The following is a 16,785-nucleotide window of genomic DNA, read 5'->3' on the forward strand; positions in this document are numbered from 1 at the left end:
GCCCGGCGGTCGAGGAATCCCGTTCACCCCCGCGCGGGCGGCCGGTCGGGCGGGGGTACCCCGTCCGGCCTCCCGTCCCGCGGCGCCGGCCCGGGCCCCGGGGGTGGCACCTTCGGCGCGGTGGGCGGGACGATCGGTCCCACCACCGTCGGCGCCCCATGGATCGCGTCCGCCGGATGCGGGCGCAGATACGGGTTGGTCTCCTCGTGCGACGGCCGGTACGGCCGCGACGGCGTATACGGCCCAGGCACCGGACCACCCTCACCGCCTTCGTCGCCGCCCCAGCCCGATGATTCCGCCGGAACCGCAGGCACCGCTCCCGCCCCGCACGCCACCAGCGCCCCCACCCCACCCGCAACCGCACCCCACACCGCACCCAGTACCGCGGCCGTCCCCGGATGCCCGTGCAGCTCGATCCCGGCCCCGAACGCATCGAAGCCCAGCACCGAAAGCGATCCATCGGCGGACACCTGCGTCAGCCACACCAGCAGTGGCAGGGCCACCGCCGTCACGCCTCCGAGCCGCAGCGCACACCGCCCCGCGAACCGGGCGGCGGTCGCCTCCCCCCGGTCGGTACGTGTCGCGGCCAGCACCCCCGCGTACAGCATCATCACCGCGGCGGCGACCGCCAGCAGCCAGACCCGGTGGTCCAGTTCGGCCAACCGCCCGACCGTCACCGGTTCGTCGGCGGACACCCGCAGCAGCTCGTCCAGCGGATCGGGAAGCAGCTTGGCCAGCTCGCCGGTCGCCTGTCCGTCCCACGGCACGAAGAGGCCGAGCGGCACCCCGAGCCACGTCCCGTTCGGCGCCCCGAGCAGCGCGGCGCCCGCGATCCGCTTCGGGTGGTCGTCGCCGACCGCCGCGTACGCCGCGGCCGCGCACCCGGCGACCACCGCCACGAGCAGCACCGACACCAGCGCGGACACCGCCGGACGTACGGTCCGGTGCAGCCATGCCAGACGGGACGGCAACGGCGTACGACGCGAGGCCAGAACTGCGACCACCAGCACCCCGAGCACCCAGCAGGCCCCGCCCACCAGCGACTTCACTGTGTCGACCGTGAACCCGACATGGGCCTGCGCCCGTGCGAGATCCGCCAGCCGGTCCGGCAGCAGCCCGCCGAGGTCACCCGGATCGCCGAGCCCGCCCGGCAGCAGGTCCCCGATTCCCCCGGCCCCGCCGGGGGCATCACCGTCCGCCCCCGGCACCTCGTCCAGACCCAGCGACGCCCCGTCGATCGTCACGACATCGTGACCGGCCCAGGCCAGCCCGCCGAGCACGGCGACGAACATCACCGCCACCGCCCCCGCGCGGGCCGCGAGTTCGGCACCGGGCAGCGCCGCCCCCGCCCCGCGCAGCGACCGCAGGAAGAAGAAGGAGAGGAACAGCGCACCGGCCAGCCCCACCCCCAGCGGTGTGACCGACAGGGCGGCGTGCGCCTCGGCCCCGTCCAGCCCGAACGCCGAGACATCGCCCGACGGAGAGACCGATCCGCCCGCCCCCAGCACCACCACGGCTGCCGTCATCGGCCCCAGCGCCCCCGCCGAGTCGGCGCCGAGCAGATGCAGTCCGAGGGCCGCCGTCCCCGCCATCGCGACCATCGCCCAGCTGACCGAGGCGATGGCGGCCAACACCACGTCCCCCCAAGGGATGTGCCCTGTACCGCCGCCGCCCCCGCGCACGTCCCTCGCCATCAGGACCCCCTCAATCCGCACCGAGATGCCCTGAGTTGACCTATTCGCTCATGATCCGTACGCACTCATGGGCGCTTACCACTCTCCGAGCATGTTTCGCCCGAGTCAACGGCGCGTGGGCGCAGGTCTCGTCACGGTCCTGAACCGGCCTGACTTTCGTATCGGGGACTGCTCCTGGAATAGTTCCTCACGATGTTCAGCATCCCTAGACTCCCTGTGATGGGGGTAACTCGGGGGACAACTAGTGGGGCGCGGAGTGCCGGAACTCGTACTGGAATTGAATGGAAGGACCTGGACGCTCGATCCGTCCAGGCCATACACCCTCGGGCGCGATCCGCAGGGCGACCTGTCGATCGACGACGCCAGGGTGTCGTGGCGGCATGCCACGATCAGCTGGGGGGGCCGGAGTTGGTTCATCGAGGACCACGGCTCCACCAACGGCACCTATGTGCGGGGTCAGCGGATCCACCAGATGGACATCGGGCCGGGCTCCGCCGTGTACCTGGGCAACGCCACTGACGGACCGCGGCTGAGCTTCAGCGGATCCGCCGCGGGTGCCGATGTGCACAGCGGTCAGGGTGCGGGCGCGCAGCAGGCCCCCGCCCAGCAGCCCCAGCAGAGTGGTGCCGGCTGGCCGGATCCCGCATCGCAGCAGCCCCAGCACCAGCAGAAGGGCTGGCAGCAGGCGCCCCAGGGCCAGCCGCAACAGCACCAGCAGCCTCACGTGCCGCACCAGCAGGGCATGGCACAGACACCCGGCGCAGGTGGTCCCGGCGGTGCCGCGGGGGCCCCGCCGGTCTACGGCGACCGCAGCCCGACCACGTTCCATCAGCTGGACCTCGGCCGCGTGATGCGCATCGGCCGTGCGCTGGAGAACGAACTCGTCGTCTCCGACCTCCAGGTCTCGCGCCACCACGCCGAGTTCCACGCGACCCCTGACGGCCGCTTCGAGATCCGCGATCTCGGTTCCCACAACGGCACGTACGTCAACGGTCAGCCGCTCCACAAGTCCGGCTCCGCGCTGATCGGTCCGAACGACATCGTCGGTGTCGGTCACTCGACGTTCCGTCTGGTCGGCGACCGGCTCGAGGAGTTCGTCGACACCGGTGAGGTCTCCTTCTCCGCCCGGCACCTCACGGTGACGGTCGACGGCGGGAAGCAGATTCTCAAGGACGTCTCGTTCGGCGTCCCGGAGAAGTCGCTCATCGCGGTCATCGGCCCGTCCGGTTCCGGCAAGTCCACCCTGCTCAAGGCGCTCACCGGCTACCGGCCCGCCAACCAGGGCGACGTCCTCTACGACAACCGGAACCTGTACAAGCAGTTCGCTGAGCTGCGCCAGCGTATAGGCCTGGTCCCGCAGGACGACATCCTGCACAAGGAACTGACGGTCACCAAGGCCCTCAAGTACGCGGCCAAGCTGCGCTTCCCTGCGGACACCACCGAGGCCGAGCGCCAGTCCCGGATCCATGAGGTCCTCGCCGAGCTCAAGCTCGACATCCACAAGGACAAGAAGGTCACCTCGCTCTCCGGTGGCCAGCGCAAGCGTGTCTCCGTCGCCCTCGAGCTGCTCACCAAGCCGTCGCTGATCTTCCTGGACGAGCCGACCTCAGGCCTCGACCCGGGCATGGACCGTGATGTCATGCAGCTGCTGCGCGGCCTCGCCGACGACGGCCGTACGGTCCTCGTCGTCACGCACTCGGTCGCCGAGCTGGCGATCTGCGACAAGCTGCTCGTCATGGCGCCGGGTGGTTCCGTCGCCTACTTCGGCCCGCCGGAGGAAGCGCTCAACTTCTTCGGCTACACCACCTGGGCCGACGTCTTCTCCGCGTTCGAGAACTACCGCGACTACGACTGGGCGGGCCGCTGGCGCGGCTCGCAGCACTACCAGATGTACGCCGCGGACATCGACGCCGTCGCCGCACAATCCGTACACATGCCGCCGCCGCAGCAGATGCGTCCGCCGAAGCCGCAGGGCTGGATGACGCAGCTGTGGACGCTGATCCGTCGGTACACGTCGGTGATCGCGTCCGACAAGGGCTTCATGGGTCTGATGGTGATCCTGCCCGCGGTCCTCGGCATCGTCAGTGTGGTCATCCCGGCCGACTTCGGTCTGGCCCCTCCGAAGCCGCCGTCGAAGTTCAACGGAGACGCCGGAACGATCATGCTGATCCTTGCGGTCGGCATGTGTTTCTCGGGTGCGGCCAACTCCGTACGAGAACTGATCAAGGAACGCGTCATCTACGAACGGGAACGGGCCACCGGCCTCTCCCGCTCCGCCTATCTGATGTCCAAGGTGATCGTCCTCGGCGTGATCACGGCCATCCAGGGCGTCATCATCTGCGGCATCGGCTTCGCCACCCGCGACCTGCCCGAAGAGGGCCTGATCATGCCGCCGGCTGTCGAGCTCTGCGTCACGATCACTGCGCTGGGCTTCACCTCGATGATGTTCGGCCTGGTGATCTCCTCGCTGGTGAAGACCGCCGAGAAGACCATGCCGCTGCTGGTCATGTTCGCGATCGTCCAGGTCGTCTTCACCGGCATCCTCTTCCAGGTGTACGGATCGCCCGGCCTGGAGCAGTTCGCCTGGCTGATGCCGTCCCGCTGGGCCATCGCGGCCGCGGGCTCGACGCTCGACCTCGCGCACCTGATGCCGCCGTGGGACCAGAAGAACCCGACCGACCTCGACCCGCTGTGGGAGCACACGGCCGGTCAGTGGGGGATGAACATCGCGGTGCTGCTGTTCCTCGGCATCATCTGCGGCTTCGCGGTGGCGCGCCTGCTGCGCCGCCACGAGCCGGAAGTCATGCGCAAGTAGCACAGGGGCGCAGCGTGCACAGCACGCACGGAACGCCGAAGGGCGGCACCCGGAATGGGGTGCCGCCCTTCGGCGTTGTGCAAAGCGTCTCGGGTTGATCAGTACGCGCTGTTGACGTTGTCGATCGAGCCGTACCGGTCGGCGGCGTAGTTGGCCGCGGCGGTGATGTTGGCGACCGGGTCGTAGATGTTCGACGAGGTACCGGAGACGTGGTACGCGTTGAACGTCGGCTGGATGACCTGCAGCAGGCCACAGGACGGGGTGCCGTTCTGGGCGTTGATGTCCCAGCCGTTGACCGCGTTCGGGTTACCGGTGGACTCCCGCATGATGTTGCGGTGCAGGCCGTCATACGAGCCCGGGATGCCGTGCGCCTTCATGATGTCCAGCGCCTCGGTGATCCAGCCGTTCAGGTTGTCGGCGTAGACCGGAGTGCGGGCGACGGAGCGGCTGGCGGCCTGGGAGGACCGCTTCGCGACATCGGCCTTGGCCTTCGCGGCGGCCTTCGCCCTCGCCTTGGCCTTGGCGGCAGCCTTGGCCTTCGCGGCGGCCTTCGCCTTCGCCTTGGCAACGGCGGCCTGCTTCGCCTTGACGGCGTCAGCGGCCTTCACCAGCTTCTCGGCGGTGGAGTGCTGCTCGATGATGCTGGCCTGGATGGTCTTGGCCTGCGGAAGGCCCTCGATGACCACCGGTGCGGCGGAGGAGGCCTGCGGCTCGGCAGGGGTCTCGGCGTGGGCCGGGACGAGGGAGAGCGAGAGGGCGGCGCAGCAGGCAGCGGAGACACCCGCGGCAGAGAGCTTCTGGGTCTTGCTCAGACGACGAAGACGGCTGTGGATGCTGAACGTGGACATGCAGTCGTACCTCTTCGAATTGCGGGGTCCTCACGGAGGACGAAGACGGATGCGACGGGTTCGCATCTCCGTCGAGGACGAGAGCAATTCTTAGCGGCCGCAAAATGCTGTGGCAATCATGTGACGTACGACCTCGGATAGTGGATCACGGACCCGCTCGTACGTGACGGCCCGCTCTCATGCCCACTGATGTGGGACTTATGTATCCACTAGTGGGCTTCGTAAGTGATGTGCGTCCTATGCGCGGCCTCACATCGGCCGTGTAACAACCTCGCCATCCGTTGCTTCAGTAATTCGGAGTGTTACGTTCCGGATCGGGGAGCAGCAGATGCACGTCCCCGAACTCGTGCCAGAGGTACCGATGGCGCAGCGCCTCCGCGTATCCGCACTGCAGCGCCGCCCGCCCCGCGACCGCCTCCAGCATCAGCAGGTGAGAGGCCGCCGGCTCGTGCAACCCGGTCAGCAGCCCGTCCACCGCACGCACGCCGCGCTGCGGCGTCACCACCAGATCCGTCCAGCCGGCGGCCGCGCGTACCACCCCGTCCGCCCCCGCCGACGACTCCAGCGCCCGTACCGCCGTCGTACCGACCGCGACGACCGTCCCACCGCCTGCCCGCGCTGCATTGACCAGCCAGGCCGTCGCGCGCGGCACGACGAAGCGCTCCGGGTACGGCGGCTCGTGCGCCTCCGCCGATGCCACTCCCGTATGCAGCGTGAGCGGCGCGAACTGCACGCCGCGGCTCACCAGCGCGGCCACCAGCCGCGTGGTGAACGGCCGAGCGGCGCTCGGCATCTCCGCCGATCCGCTCCCGTCCGGGGAGTCCACGGCGAAGACCGTCTGATAGGCGGACAGCGGCTGGTCCCGCTCCGTATAGCCGTAACGGATCGGCCGCCCGTACTGCCGCAGCAGCCCCGGCACCTCCACCGACACCCGCGCCCACCACAGCCTGGCCCCCACCGTCGCACCCAGCGGCCCCGTGCCGTACCCGCCCGCGCCACTCAGCGGCTCCTCCAGCACCAGCCGTGAACCGCCCGGCAGATGGGCGACGGCCCCGGCCGGCCCACCGCGGCGCGGCACCGTCGCTCCCGTCCCGTCCGGGCGGCGCAGCTCCACCGCCCACCGCCCGTCCTCGCCCCGCGTCGAGAAGTGCACGACGACGCGCTCACCGCCCACCCGGCCGTTCACCGCGGCGGGCAGCGTCGGCGACGTATTGACCACGAGTACGTCCCCGGCCCGCAGCTGCCCCGGCAGGTCGCGGAACGCATGGTGCGAGACCTCCTGCCCCCGTGACACCAGCAGCCGTACGTCATCACGCCCCGCACCCCGCTGCTCCGCCGGCACCCGTGCCGAGAGCTCCGCGGGCACCTGCAAGGCATCCAGTGCGGTCACAGTCCCACCCCCGACAACGCCGACCCGGCCGGCTCGGAATCGTCCGGCTCCGACTCCGCCGGCCACGGCGCCGTATACCGCCCGCTCGCCGGCCGCCGCTCCAGCAGCCGCAGGAACGTGGGCACCGCACTCTCCGGAAGCGGTCGCGGGTCGTCGTCGTCCGGTACCGCCGCCGCATAGAGACCGGTCTGCATGTCTCCCGGATCGACCGCCCACACCCGCAGCCCCGGCTCCTCCACCCCCAGCACCGCGGCCAGCTGGTCGAGTGCCGCCTTCGAAGCCCCGTAGCCGCCCCAGGTCGCGTACGGCTCCGCCGCCGCATCCGAACTCACCACCACAACCGCGCCCGCCGCCGAGGCCCGCAGCAGCGGCAGCGCCCCCTGCACCAGACCGAGCGCCGCCACCAGATTGGTCTCCAGCGCCTGCCGCAGCCCGTCCAGCGGCAGCGCATCGAGCCGCACGAGCGGCTCGGCGCCCAGCGCACTCGCATTGCTCACCAGCAGATCGAGTCCGCCGAGCTCCCCGGCGGCGGCCATCAGCTCCCGGCGGTGCCCGGCGTCCGTGACATCCCCGGGCACCGCGACCACCCGCGCCCCGTACCCCGCCAGCTCCTTCGCCGTCCCCTCCAGCACCTCGGCGGTCCTGGCGTCCAGCACCAGATCCCAGCCCCGCTGCGCGAGCGCCTCGGCCAGCGCACGGCCCAGCCCCTTCGAAGCGCCCGTGATCAACGCGACAGGCATGACAACCGTCCCCTTATTGCGTCGGCAATGGCCGATGAACCCTCGGCACAGCCACCGTAGGAACGCCCCCACACGCCGCGCCTCGGCCATGAGCCGCACCCCCGCAAGGAACTTCGACCTAGGCCCAGAGCCCTGGGCACCCGCCGTCCACAGGCCGATACGGCGCGGCCACCCCGCCGGTACGGTGAGGCCATGAGTCACAGCCCACCGTCGGGCCTCGCAGCGGTCAGTGCCGCGCTGCTCGCCATGAGCCGGCACCTCGAAATGCGTGACGTCCTGAAGACGATCGTCGCCTCGGCCCGCGACCTGCTGGACGCCGAGTACGCGGCCCTGGGCGTCCCCGACGACCACGGCGGTTTCGCCCAGTTCGTCGTCGACGGCGTCAGCGACGAGCAGTGGAAGGCCATCGGCCCGCTGCCCCGGCAGCACGGCATCCTCGCTGCGATGCTCCACGAGGCGAAGCCCCAGCGCCTCGCCGACGTCCGCAAGGACCCCCGCTTCGAGGGTTGGCCCGATGCCCACCCCGACATGTCCGATTTCCTCGGCCTGCCGATCAGGGACGGCGACGAAATCATCGGCGCGCTCTTTCTCGCCAACAAGCGGTGCCCCAAGCCACAGGGCGGCTGCGGCTTCACCGCACAGGACGAGGAGCTGCTGTCGATCCTCGCCCAGCACGCGGCGATCGCCCTCACCAACGCCAGGCTGTACGAGCGCAGCCGTGAGCTCACCATCGCCGAGGAACGGTCCCGGCTCGCCCACGAGCTGCACGACGCGGTCAGCCAGAAGCTGTTCTCCCTGCGGCTGACGGCCCAGGCCGCCGCCGCCCTGGTCGACCGCGACCCGGCCCGCGCCAAGGGCGAGCTCCAGCAGGTCGCCGCGCTGGCCGCCGAGGCGGCGGACGAGCTGCGCGCCGCCGTCGTCGAACTGCGCCCCGCCGCGCTCGACGAGGACGGCCTCGTCGCGACGCTCCGCACCCAGATCCAGGTCCTGGACCGCGCCCACACCGCCCGGGTCACCTTCGAGAGCCTCGGCGTACGGGCCATGCCCGCCGCCCAGGAGGAGGCGCTGCTCAGGGTCTCCCAGGAAGCCCTGCACAATGCGCTGCGCCACTCGGGCGCCGAACAGGTCGACGTCACGCTGGCCCGGCGCGGCTCCGGCACCGTACTGCGGATCACCGACGACGGCAGCGGATTCGAACCCTCGGCAACCCGGCAGGCCGGCCGCCATCTGGGTCTGGTGTCGATGCGGGACCGCGCCAGCGGTGTCGGCGGAAGGCTCACCGTTGAATCGGCGCCCGGCAAGGGCACCACGATCGAGATGGAGGTACCCGGTGGCTGACAAGATCATCAGGGTGCTGCTGGTCGACGACCACCAGGTGGTCCGCCGCGGTCTGCGTACGTTCCTGGAGATCCAGGACGACATAGAGGTCGTCGGCGAGGCGGCCGACGGCGCGGAGGGCGTGGCCAGGAGCGAGGAGCTGCGCCCCGACGTGGTCCTGATGGACATCAAGATGCCGGGCACGGACGGCATCGAAGCGCTCCGCAAGCTCCGGGAGCTGGAGAACCCGGCCAAGGTGCTGATCGTCACCAGCTTCACCGAGCAGCGCACGGTGGTCCCTGCCCTGCGCGCGGGCGCCTCCGGTTACGTATACAAGGACGTCGACCCGGACGCACTGGCCGGCGCCATCCGCTCGGTGTACGCGGGCCATGTCCTGCTCCAGCCGGAGGTCGCCGGAGCCCTGCTCGCCCAGGAGGACGCCGGTGGCGGTACGGGCCGGGGGAGCACTCTCACCGAACGGGAGCGGGAAGTACTGGGCCTGATCGCCGACGGCCGTTCCAACCGTGAGATCGCCAGGGCGCTGGTCCTCTCCGAGAAGACCGTGAAGACGCATGTCTCGAACATTCTTATGAAGCTGGATCTGTCGGACCGCACCCAGGCCGCCCTCTGGGCCGTCCGACATGGGGCGGCAGGCTGATCAGGACTGAAGCGGACCGGTTCCCTCCAGGCTGAGATTCATACTGTCGGGTGTATGTCACCCATACGGCGCATCCTGTCCGGCCCGGGAGCGTTCTCCATGGGGTGCTGCGGCGGCTGGCCGCAGCGACGCTAGGAGGATCCTGAAGTGAAGAACCTGAAGAAGGCCGCTGCCGTCACCGTGATCGCCGGTGGCATCATCGCCGCGGGCGCGGGCGCGGCCTCCGCCACCGGCCACGGCGCGGGCGCCCACGGCGCAGCGACCCACTCCCCGGGCGTGGTCAGCGGCAACGTCATCCAGGTCCCGGTCCATGTTCCGGTGAACGTGGTCGGCAACACGGTCAACGTGATCGGCCTGCTCAACCCGGCCTTCGGCAACTTCGGTCTGAACGGCTGACCAGCACAAGCCAGTTGATGCCGGACGGACCCGACCAGGGACCCGTCCGGCATCAACCATGCAGCACCACATCCCAAGTGGCGGCCCATCAACCTCAACCGTCGATCCCGTCCGGCGGTCGAGGACGGAGCAGCCACCGGACGGCCCCAGTGCTACCCCCGCTCCCGGCTCTCCACATAAGCGTTGTACGCGGCCACCTGAGCGCGCCGGGCCACTCGCTCCACCGGCCGCAACGCATCCGCCCGCGCCGCGATCTCCGACGCGCTCACCGCCCCGCCGTGCCCGTTCTCGTACGCCACCGAGATCAGCAGCCCCACCCGCTGAGCCAGCTCCAGCACGCGTACCGCCCGTGGCGGATACCCGGGAGCGAGTACCTCCCGCCCCCGCTCCGCCCGCGCCCGGTACGCATCCACCGCTGCCTCCGCCACCGGCCCCGAGCCGGCCACGTCCAGCCGCGACAGCACTACCGTCGCATCCCGCAAGGCCTCCGCGAGCTCCCGCTCCGCCTCGCTCAGCGACGGCACATCGGCCGGCGGCGCCTCCCGCACCGGCAGACAACGCCACACCACCTCGACGTGCAGATCCCCGGCCGGCCCCACCTCCCGGACCTCGGGCACCAGCCCGTACGGCACACCGGAAGCGATCACCGCCTCCTCCGCCTCCAACGCCCGAGCGTTGAATTCCGGCGGACCGCTGAGCCCCAGCGGATGCCCCGGTACCGGCAGTGCGACCCGGAAGCCCGTCGCCCCCAGCCCCCGCAGCCGCCCCAGTGCGAGCGTGAGCCCGACCGGCCCCGCCTCACCGGGCAATCCCTCGACGCGGTGCACCGCGTCCTCTCCGACAATCGCGAGCGCCGCGTCGTCCGGCGACACAAGTCCGGCCAGAAGCGCGTTGCCCCATGCGGCCAGCAGCCCTGAGCGTGGTTCCGAAAGCATGGGAACAGCCTAGGGAACCGGACCTAGGAGCCGGAGCACTCCTGGGGTGGCGTAAGTTTTGCCTGGGAGCTGTGCCCGCAGGCACGCGACGATCTCGAGACTGTATGGGGAGACAACGCGCTCATGAGCGATGTACTGGAGCTGGTGGACGTATCCGTGGTCCGCGACGGACGCGCTCTGGTGGACGACGTCTCCTGGTCGGTCAAGGAGGGGGAGCGCTGGGTCATCCTCGGCCCGAACGGCGCCGGCAAGACCACTCTCCTCAACATCGCGTCCAGCTACCTCTTCCCCACCAAGGGCACCGCCAAGATCCTCGGCGAGCAGCTCGGCGGCGTCGGCACCGACGTCTTCGACCTGCGCCCCCGCATCGGTATCGCGGGTGTCGCCATGGCCGAGAAGCTTCCCAAGCGCCAGACGGTCCTGCAGACGGTGCTCACCGCCGCATACGGCATGACCGCCACCTGGCACGAGAACTACGACGCCGTCGACGAGGACCGCGCCCGCGCCTTCCTCGACCGGCTCGGCATGACCGAGTACCTCGAGCGGAAGTTCGGCACCCTCTCCGAGGGTGAGCGCAAGCGCACGCTGATCGCCCGCGCCATGATGACCGACCCCGAGCTGCTCCTCCTCGACGAACCCGCCGCCGGTCTCGACCTCGGTGGCCGCGAGGACCTGGTCCGCCGCCTCGGCCGGCTCGCCCGTGACCCGTTCGCCCCCTCCATGGTCATGGTCACCCACCATGTCGAGGAGATCGCACCGGGCTTCACCCACGTCCTCATGATCCGTCAGGGCAAGGTCCTCGCCGCGGGTCCCATGGAGACCGAGCTCACCTCCCGGAATCTCTCCCTCTGCTTCGGTCTGCCGCTCATCGTCGAGCACGCCAGCGAGCGATACACCGCGCACGGCCTTCCGCTGTCCTGAATGTCCTGATCGCAGCCCTGTCGGCGAAGGGACCCGCGGTCCTACCATGACCACGTGGACATCGATGCGTGGGTGTGGTGGCTGATCGGCGCGGTCGGGCTGGGCATTCCGCTCGTGCTGACCGCGATGCCCGAGTTCGGGATGTTCGCTGTCGGAGCGGTCGCCGCGGCAGTCGTCGCGGCGCTGGGCGGCGGCATCGTGGCCCAGGTCCTGGTCTTCGTCGTGGTATCCGTCGCGCTCATCGCGGTGGTCCGCCCGATCGCCGCCAGACACCGCGCGGACCGGCCCCGACTCGCCACCGGCATCGACGCGCTGAAGGGCCGTCAGGCCGTCGTCCTGGAACGGGTCGACGGCAACGGCGGCCGCATCAAGCTGGCCGGCGAGATCTGGTCCGCCCGCGCATACGACGGGGAGCAGAGCTTCGAACCCGGCCGGCACGTGGATGTCGTGGACATCGACGGGGCCACGGCCGTGGTCATGTGACCGAACCGCACACACGGCGGACCGCGGTCTGCCAGACTCGATGTCGATCATCATGAGATCCGGACCTCATGATGATCGACCCCGATCATCGCGATCCGTCGGCAACCGAAGGGCACGAGGAACACGATGCAACCGATCATCATCGTCCTGATCATTCTGGTGGTGCTCGTCTTCATCGCCCTGATCAAGACGATCCAGGTCATCCCCCAGGCCAGCGCAGCCATCGTGGAGCGCTTCGGCCGCTACACCCGTACGCTCAACGCGGGCCTGAACATCGTCGTTCCATTCATCGACACCATCCGCAACCGGATCGACCTCCGGGAACAGGTCGTCCCGTTCCCGCCCCAGCCGGTGATCACCCAGGACAACCTGGTCGTCAACATCGACACCGTCATCTACTACCAGGTGACGGACGCGCGCGCCGCGACGTACGAAGTCGCCAGCTACATCCAGGCGATCGAGCAGCTCACCGTCACCACCCTCCGCAACATCATCGGCGGCATGGACCTGGAGCGGACCCTGACCTCCCGCGAGGAGATCAACGCCGCCCTCCGCGGAGTCCTCGACGAAGCCACCGGCAAGTGGGGCATCCGCGTCAACCGTGTCGAGCTCAAGGCGATCGAGCCGCCCACCTCCATCCAGGACTCGATGGAGAAGCAGATGCGCGCCGACCGGGACAAGCGCGCAGCGATCCTCCAGGCCGAAGGAACGAGGCAGTCCGCGATCCTCACCGCGGAGGGCGAGAAGCAGTCCGCGATCCTGCGCGCCGAAGGTGAGGCCAAGGCCTCGGCCCTGCGCGCCGAGGGCGAGGCTCAGGCCATCCGTACGGTCTTCGAGTCGATCCACGCCGGCGACCCGGACCAGAAGCTCCTCTCGTACCAGTACCTCCAGATGCTCCCGAAGATCGCCGAGGGCGACGCCAACAAGCTCTGGATCGTGCCCAGCGAGATCGGCGACGCCCTCAAGGGCCTCAGCGGCGCCTTCGGCAACCTCGGCAACGGTGTCCCGGGCTTCAACACCGGCAAGGAGCGCCGCGAGGAACCCCCGGTCGACTGACGCGTACACACTCCCCCAGGCCTGATCAGTGCGCCGTTCACCGATCATGCCGGGGGATGTCGGACGACCATCCTGCAACCCTGCATCAGCGAAGCTGATCCGCAGACACACGGAAGCCCGCCTTCTTACGTACGAAGACGGGCTTTCGGTACGACGTTGTACGTACGTCTCCTACGCCGCAGTCCGGTCCAGCCACTCCGGCAGCGCCGATCGCTCACCGGCCCCCATCGCCAGCAGCATCGCCTCCGCAGGCGACGGGACGAACGGCTCCCGCAGCAACGGCATCCCCGCCTGCTCCGGCGTCCGGGCCGCCTTGCGGTGGTTGTCCTCGGCGCAGGACGCCACCGTATTGAGCCAGGTGTCCTGACCGCCCTGGGCCCGCGGCACCACATGGTCGACGGTTGTCGCCCGCCGCCCGCAGTACGCGCACCGGTGCTGGTCCCGTATCAGCACACCTCTTCTGGACCACGGCGCCTGTCTTCGGAACGGCACCCGTACATACCGGCAGAGCCTGATCACGCGGGGCACCGGAATGTCCACGACGGCGCCACGCATACGGAGATCGGGGTGCGACTGCTCGACGACAGCCTTGTCCTGCAGGATCAGCACCACTGCACGGTTCAGCGTCACCGTCGACAGCGGCTCGAAGCTCGCGTTGAGAACCAGTGTGTCCCGCATTTCGCCCACCTCCCGTGTGCCGCCCGCTCCCCGGCAGGCCCGGATCAACTCTGGCTGGGCAGGCCGTGATGGACAACGCAATAAAAAATGCCCTGCCCTGATCTCTCCAAGACCAGGGCAGGGCAAACAGCAGGGGAACTCTCAGCTCACCGAGTAACTAGGCGGGACCGGGGTACTCGCCGATCAGCTGGGCACGTCCCAGCGTGTGGAACCGCAGATTGAAGCCGACGACCGCCGGCGACACATCGCTGTCGGCCCCCAGCTTCTCGGTGTCCACCGCGTACACGGTGAAGACGTAGCGGTGGTTCTCCCCGGGCGGCGGCGCAGCACCGCCGAACTCCTTCGACCCGTAGTCGTTACGGACCTGAACAGCGCCCTCGGGCAGCCCGTCGAACTTTCCGCTGCCCGCACCGGCCGGCAGCTCCGTGACCGACGCCGGGATGTCGAAGACAACCCAGTGCCAGAACCCGCTGCCCGTCGGAGCATCTGGATCGAAGCAGGTCACGGCGAAACTCTTGGTCTCCGCCGGGAACCCTTCCCACCGCAGCTGCGGCGAGGTGTTCCCGGCCGCGAACACCTGGGCATCGGCCAGCACGGCCTCAGGGGCGAGATCCTCGCTCACCACCGTGAACGACGGCACCTCGGGATGGAAGTCATGCGGAAGCGGCGGCCTCTTCGGCTCGGTCACGTCAACACCTCTCCTGATCGGCTCCGGTAACTCGCCACCGACCCTAGAGCCAGTTGCGCTGACCGCCGACCTGGGCGAGCCACTGGTTGAGGTACGCCGCCCAGTCGGTCCCCTGGAAGTCGTGCAGGTCGACCTTGAACGCCCGGTACGAGTCGCTGCCCTCACTGAAGAGCCCCGGCTTCTTGTCCATCTCCAGGACGACATCCATCTCGCGGTCGTCCGCGACGAACGTCAGCTCGACCTGATTCAGCCCCCGGTACTGCTGCGGCGGGAAGAACTCGATCTCCTGGTAGAACGGCAGCCGCTGACGCGTCCCGCGAACGTGACCGCGCTCCATGTCCGCGCTGCGGAAGCCGAAGCCCAGCTGCCCGAACGCGTCCAGGATCGCCTGCTGCGCCGGCAGCGGGTGCACATTGATCGGGTCGAGGTCGCCCGAGTCCAGCGCCCGCGCGATCTCCAGCTCGGTCGTCACACCGATGTTCATGCCGTGCAGGTGCTGACCGGCGAACATCGTGACCGGCGTCTCCCACGGAATCTCGAGCCCGAACGGCACGACGTGCACCGCACCGGCCTGCACCTCGAACGCACCACCGAGCCGCAGCTTGGCGAACTCGATGTCCTGCTTCATCTCCTGATCGTTGCCCTCGACCTCGACGCGCGCCTGCAGGCCGACCGACAGTCCCTCGATCTGCTGCGCCACGGAACCGCCCTGGATCCGCACCTCGCCCTGGACGACTCCGCCCGGTACGACGTTGAGCTCGGTCAGCTCCGTCTCCACCGAAGCACCGCCGGCACCCATGCTCGCGAGCAGCCGCTTGAAGCCCATGTTTACTCCTCCTTGGTCCTGACCCGTACATACGCGCCACGACCGTAGTCGGTTCCCGGTAATCTCGATCGCCATGATCGAGGGCTTGGACCGTACGCCGCTGACACGCGATTTCTTCGACCGCCCCGTACTGGACGTGGCACCCGACCTGCTGGGCCGGACGCTGGTACGGGACACGGCCGACGGCCCCATCGAACTCCGCCTCACCGAGGTGGAGGCGTACGCGGGCGAGATCGACCCCGGCTCCCATGCCTTCCGCGGCCGCACCCACCGCAACAGCGTGATGTACGGACCGCCCGGCCACGTGTACGTCTACTTCACCTACGGCATGTGGCACTGCCTCAACCTGGTGTGCGGCCCCGAGGGCATGGCGAGTGGTGTACTGCTCCGGGCCGGCGAGATCCGCGTGGGCGCCGAGCTCAGCCGCAAACGTCGATTCTCGGCCCGTAATGACAGAGAACTGGCCAAAGGTCCAGCCCGCCTGGCCACTGCCCTGGACGTCGACAAAGCCCTGAACGGCACCGATGCCATCGCCCACCCGGGTGCTTCGTTGTCCGTGCTGAACGGCACCCCGCCACCCTGCGACCAGGTACGCAACGGGCCTCGCACCGGCGTGGGCGGCGACGGTGCCTTGCATCCCTGGCGCTTCTGGATCGACGGCGACCCCACCGTGAGCCCCTATCGGCCCCATGCGCCACGCCGCCGCGCAACTTGACGCGCCCCCGCGGGCCGCCTAACGTAGTCCGAGCCGCTTGAACGGGTACTGCTGTCGGCACGGTCCATCGGACCAAGCCTGAGCACTCGGAAGCGACCAACCACTACCTTCGACTCACCCTGGCGGGTGCGTTTTCGGCATGCCGAAATTCGAACCCATCGACTCGATTATGAGCCGCCAAGGAAATCGACTAAAGTAGTGAACACGCCGAAAGGCAAAGGCCACTCCAACGGCCACCGGAATCAAATTCGGACCGGAAACGGTAACGAAAAAGAGTCTGGTAAGGTTGGAACCGCCGGAAAGGGAAACGCGAAAGCGAAAACCTGGAAAGCGCAGTAGAAATTCTCCTGCTTCGCAGGGGGCCCGCTTCGGCCGGGAATCGGACACGAAAGAGTCTGATAGAGTCGGAAACGCAAAACCGAAGGGAAAGCCCGGAGGAAAGCCCGAGAGGGTGAGTACAAAGGAAGCGTCCGTTCCTTGAGAACTCAACAGCGTGCCAAAAGTCAACGCCAGATATGTTGATACCCCGGCCTGCTTCGGCAGGTTGGTGGTTCCTTTGAAAGTCCTGCCGGGCCCTTGTGGTTCCGGTAGGCAATTACACAGCGAGGACGCTGTGGACGGTCGG

The 16,785-nt window shown here is 69.1% G+C and carries 17 protein-coding genes; 8 read left to right on the forward strand and 9 right to left on the reverse strand.

Annotated features, from left to right (window positions below):
* Positions 1–23 precede the first annotated feature (23 nt).
* Positions 24–1,694: a streptophobe family protein gene (locus ACWCP8_RS15500; RefSeq protein ID WP_451116344.1), complete on the reverse strand. Its 1,671-nt coding sequence runs from the start codon at positions 1,692–1,694 to the stop codon at positions 24–26.
* Between the two features lie 244 nt (positions 1,695–1,938).
* Here ACWCP8_RS15500 and ACWCP8_RS15505 point away from each other — a divergent pair, with 244 nt between their 5' ends.
* Positions 1,939–4,509, forward strand: coding sequence for an FHA domain-containing protein (locus ACWCP8_RS15505; protein ID WP_451116346.1), 2,571 nt, complete (start codon positions 1,939–1,941; stop codon positions 4,507–4,509).
* 98 nt (positions 4,510–4,607) lie between these two features.
* On the opposite strand, the gene ACWCP8_RS15510 is transcribed toward ACWCP8_RS15505, so the two are convergent.
* The 3 genes from ACWCP8_RS15510 to ACWCP8_RS15520 form a co-directional block, all read right to left on the reverse strand.
* Positions 4,608–5,357, reverse strand: coding sequence for a transglycosylase SLT domain-containing protein (locus ACWCP8_RS15510; RefSeq protein WP_355999732.1), 750 nt, complete (start codon positions 5,355–5,357; stop codon positions 4,608–4,610).
* Positions 5,358–5,643: 286 nt separating this feature from the next.
* Entirely contained in the window at positions 5,644–6,747 is a 1,104-nt protein-coding gene (locus ACWCP8_RS15515; RefSeq protein ID WP_451116348.1) for an S-adenosylmethionine:tRNA ribosyltransferase-isomerase, read from the reverse strand.
* A complete protein-coding gene (locus tag ACWCP8_RS15520) occupies positions 6,744–7,487 on the reverse strand; it encodes an SDR family NAD(P)-dependent oxidoreductase (RefSeq protein ID WP_451116350.1) in 744 nt (247 codons plus the stop codon). Before ACWCP8_RS15520 ends, ACWCP8_RS15515 begins: the two co-directional genes overlap by 4 nt.
* 192 nt (positions 7,488–7,679) lie before the next feature.
* Between ACWCP8_RS15520 and ACWCP8_RS15525 the strand changes: the two genes are divergently transcribed.
* The 3 genes from ACWCP8_RS15525 to ACWCP8_RS15535 all read left to right on the forward strand — a co-directional run bounded on the left by ACWCP8_RS15525 (position 7,680) and on the right by ACWCP8_RS15535 (position 9,858).
* On the forward strand, positions 7,680–8,825 hold the full coding sequence (locus ACWCP8_RS15525; RefSeq protein WP_451116352.1) for a GAF domain-containing sensor histidine kinase: 1,146 nt from the start codon (positions 7,680–7,682) through the stop codon (positions 8,823–8,825).
* On the forward strand, positions 8,818–9,462 hold the full coding sequence (locus ACWCP8_RS15530) for a response regulator transcription factor (RefSeq protein WP_355999721.1): 645 nt from the start codon (positions 8,818–8,820) through the stop codon (positions 9,460–9,462). Before ACWCP8_RS15525 ends, ACWCP8_RS15530 begins: the two co-directional genes overlap by 8 nt.
* Positions 9,463–9,609: 147 nt before the next feature.
* On the forward strand, positions 9,610–9,858 hold the full coding sequence (locus tag ACWCP8_RS15535; protein ID WP_030974440.1) for a chaplin family protein: 249 nt from the start codon (positions 9,610–9,612) through the stop codon (positions 9,856–9,858).
* 152 nt (positions 9,859–10,010) lie between these two features.
* On the opposite strand, the gene ACWCP8_RS15540 is transcribed toward ACWCP8_RS15535, so the two are convergent.
* Positions 10,011–10,793 carry a hypothetical protein gene (locus ACWCP8_RS15540; protein WP_352264709.1) on the reverse strand — a complete coding sequence of 261 codons (783 nt, stop codon included), beginning with the start codon at positions 10,791–10,793 and terminating at the stop codon, positions 10,011–10,013.
* Between the two features lie 123 nt (positions 10,794–10,916).
* Between ACWCP8_RS15540 and ACWCP8_RS15545 the strand changes: the two genes are divergently transcribed.
* From ACWCP8_RS15545 to ACWCP8_RS15555, 3 genes are all read left to right on the forward strand, one after another.
* Positions 10,917–11,714, forward strand: coding sequence for an ABC transporter ATP-binding protein (locus ACWCP8_RS15545; RefSeq protein WP_352264710.1), 798 nt, complete (start codon positions 10,917–10,919; stop codon positions 11,712–11,714).
* 54 nt (positions 11,715–11,768) lie between these two features.
* Positions 11,769–12,197 (forward strand): NfeD family protein, encoded by a 429-nt coding sequence (locus tag ACWCP8_RS15550; protein ID WP_030974434.1) that lies wholly within the window; start codon positions 11,769–11,771, stop codon positions 12,195–12,197.
* Between the two features lie 126 nt (positions 12,198–12,323).
* On the forward strand, positions 12,324–13,253 hold the full coding sequence (locus ACWCP8_RS15555; RefSeq protein ID WP_352264712.1) for an SPFH domain-containing protein: 930 nt from the start codon (positions 12,324–12,326) through the stop codon (positions 13,251–13,253).
* A 171-nt stretch (positions 13,254–13,424) separates the two neighbouring features.
* Here ACWCP8_RS15555 and ACWCP8_RS15560 read toward each other — a convergent pair whose 3' ends face one another.
* From ACWCP8_RS15560 to ACWCP8_RS15570, 3 genes are all read right to left on the reverse strand, one after another.
* A complete protein-coding gene (locus ACWCP8_RS15560) occupies positions 13,425–13,931 on the reverse strand; it encodes an HNH endonuclease (RefSeq protein WP_352264713.1) in 507 nt (168 codons plus the stop codon).
* Between the two features lie 157 nt (positions 13,932–14,088).
* The gene (locus ACWCP8_RS15565) at positions 14,089–14,619 is read right to left on the reverse strand and encodes a YbhB/YbcL family Raf kinase inhibitor-like protein (RefSeq protein WP_352264715.1); all 531 of its coding nucleotides are present in this window, start codon (positions 14,617–14,619) and stop codon (positions 14,089–14,091) included.
* 43 nt (positions 14,620–14,662) lie between these two features.
* On the reverse strand, positions 14,663–15,445 hold the full coding sequence (locus tag ACWCP8_RS15570; RefSeq protein ID WP_352264716.1) for a sporulation protein: 783 nt from the start codon (positions 15,443–15,445) through the stop codon (positions 14,663–14,665).
* Between the two features lie 73 nt (positions 15,446–15,518).
* Here ACWCP8_RS15570 and ACWCP8_RS15575 point away from each other — a divergent pair, with 73 nt between their 5' ends.
* On the forward strand, positions 15,519–16,160 hold the full coding sequence (locus ACWCP8_RS15575; RefSeq protein ID WP_352264717.1) for a DNA-3-methyladenine glycosylase: 642 nt from the start codon (positions 15,519–15,521) through the stop codon (positions 16,158–16,160).
* 114 nt (positions 16,161–16,274) lie between these two features.
* On the opposite strand, the gene ACWCP8_RS15580 is transcribed toward ACWCP8_RS15575, so the two are convergent.
* A partial coding sequence (locus tag ACWCP8_RS15580; RefSeq protein ID WP_451116354.1) for a hypothetical protein occupies positions 16,275–16,785 on the reverse strand: 511 nt, incomplete at its 5' end.

The organism is Streptomyces sp. NPDC002206 (genome assembly GCF_053593595.1).

Bases quoted from the DNA above. Each gene is read 5' to 3' on its own strand.
- ACWCP8_RS15500 (WP_451116344.1), bottom strand. From the start codon at position 1,694: ATGGCGAGGGACGTGCGCGGGGGCGGCGGCGGTACAGGGCACATCCCT.
- ACWCP8_RS15510 (WP_355999732.1), bottom strand. From the start codon at position 5,357: ATGTCCACGTTCAGCATCCACAGCCGTCTTCGTCGTCTGAGCAAGACC.
- ACWCP8_RS15520 (WP_451116350.1), bottom strand. From the start codon at position 7,487: ATGCCTGTCGCGTTGATCACGGGCGCTTCGAAGGGGCTGGGCCGTGCG.
- ACWCP8_RS15525 (WP_451116352.1), top strand. From the start codon at position 7,680: ATGAGTCACAGCCCACCGTCGGGCCTCGCAGCGGTCAGTGCCGCGCTG.
- ACWCP8_RS15540 (WP_352264709.1), bottom strand. From the start codon at position 10,793: ATGCTTTCGGAACCACGCTCAGGGCTGCTGGCCGCATGGGGCAACGCG.
- ACWCP8_RS15545 (WP_352264710.1), top strand. From the start codon at position 10,917: ATGAGCGATGTACTGGAGCTGGTGGACGTATCCGTGGTCCGCGACGGA.
- ACWCP8_RS15555 (WP_352264712.1), top strand. From the start codon at position 12,324: ATGCAACCGATCATCATCGTCCTGATCATTCTGGTGGTGCTCGTCTTC.
- ACWCP8_RS15560 (WP_352264713.1), bottom strand. From the start codon at position 13,931: ATGCGGGACACACTGGTTCTCAACGCGAGCTTCGAGCCGCTGTCGACG.
- ACWCP8_RS15570 (WP_352264716.1), bottom strand. From the start codon at position 15,445: ATGGGCTTCAAGCGGCTGCTCGCGAGCATGGGTGCCGGCGGTGCTTCG.
- ACWCP8_RS15575 (WP_352264717.1), top strand. From the start codon at position 15,519: ATGATCGAGGGCTTGGACCGTACGCCGCTGACACGCGATTTCTTCGAC.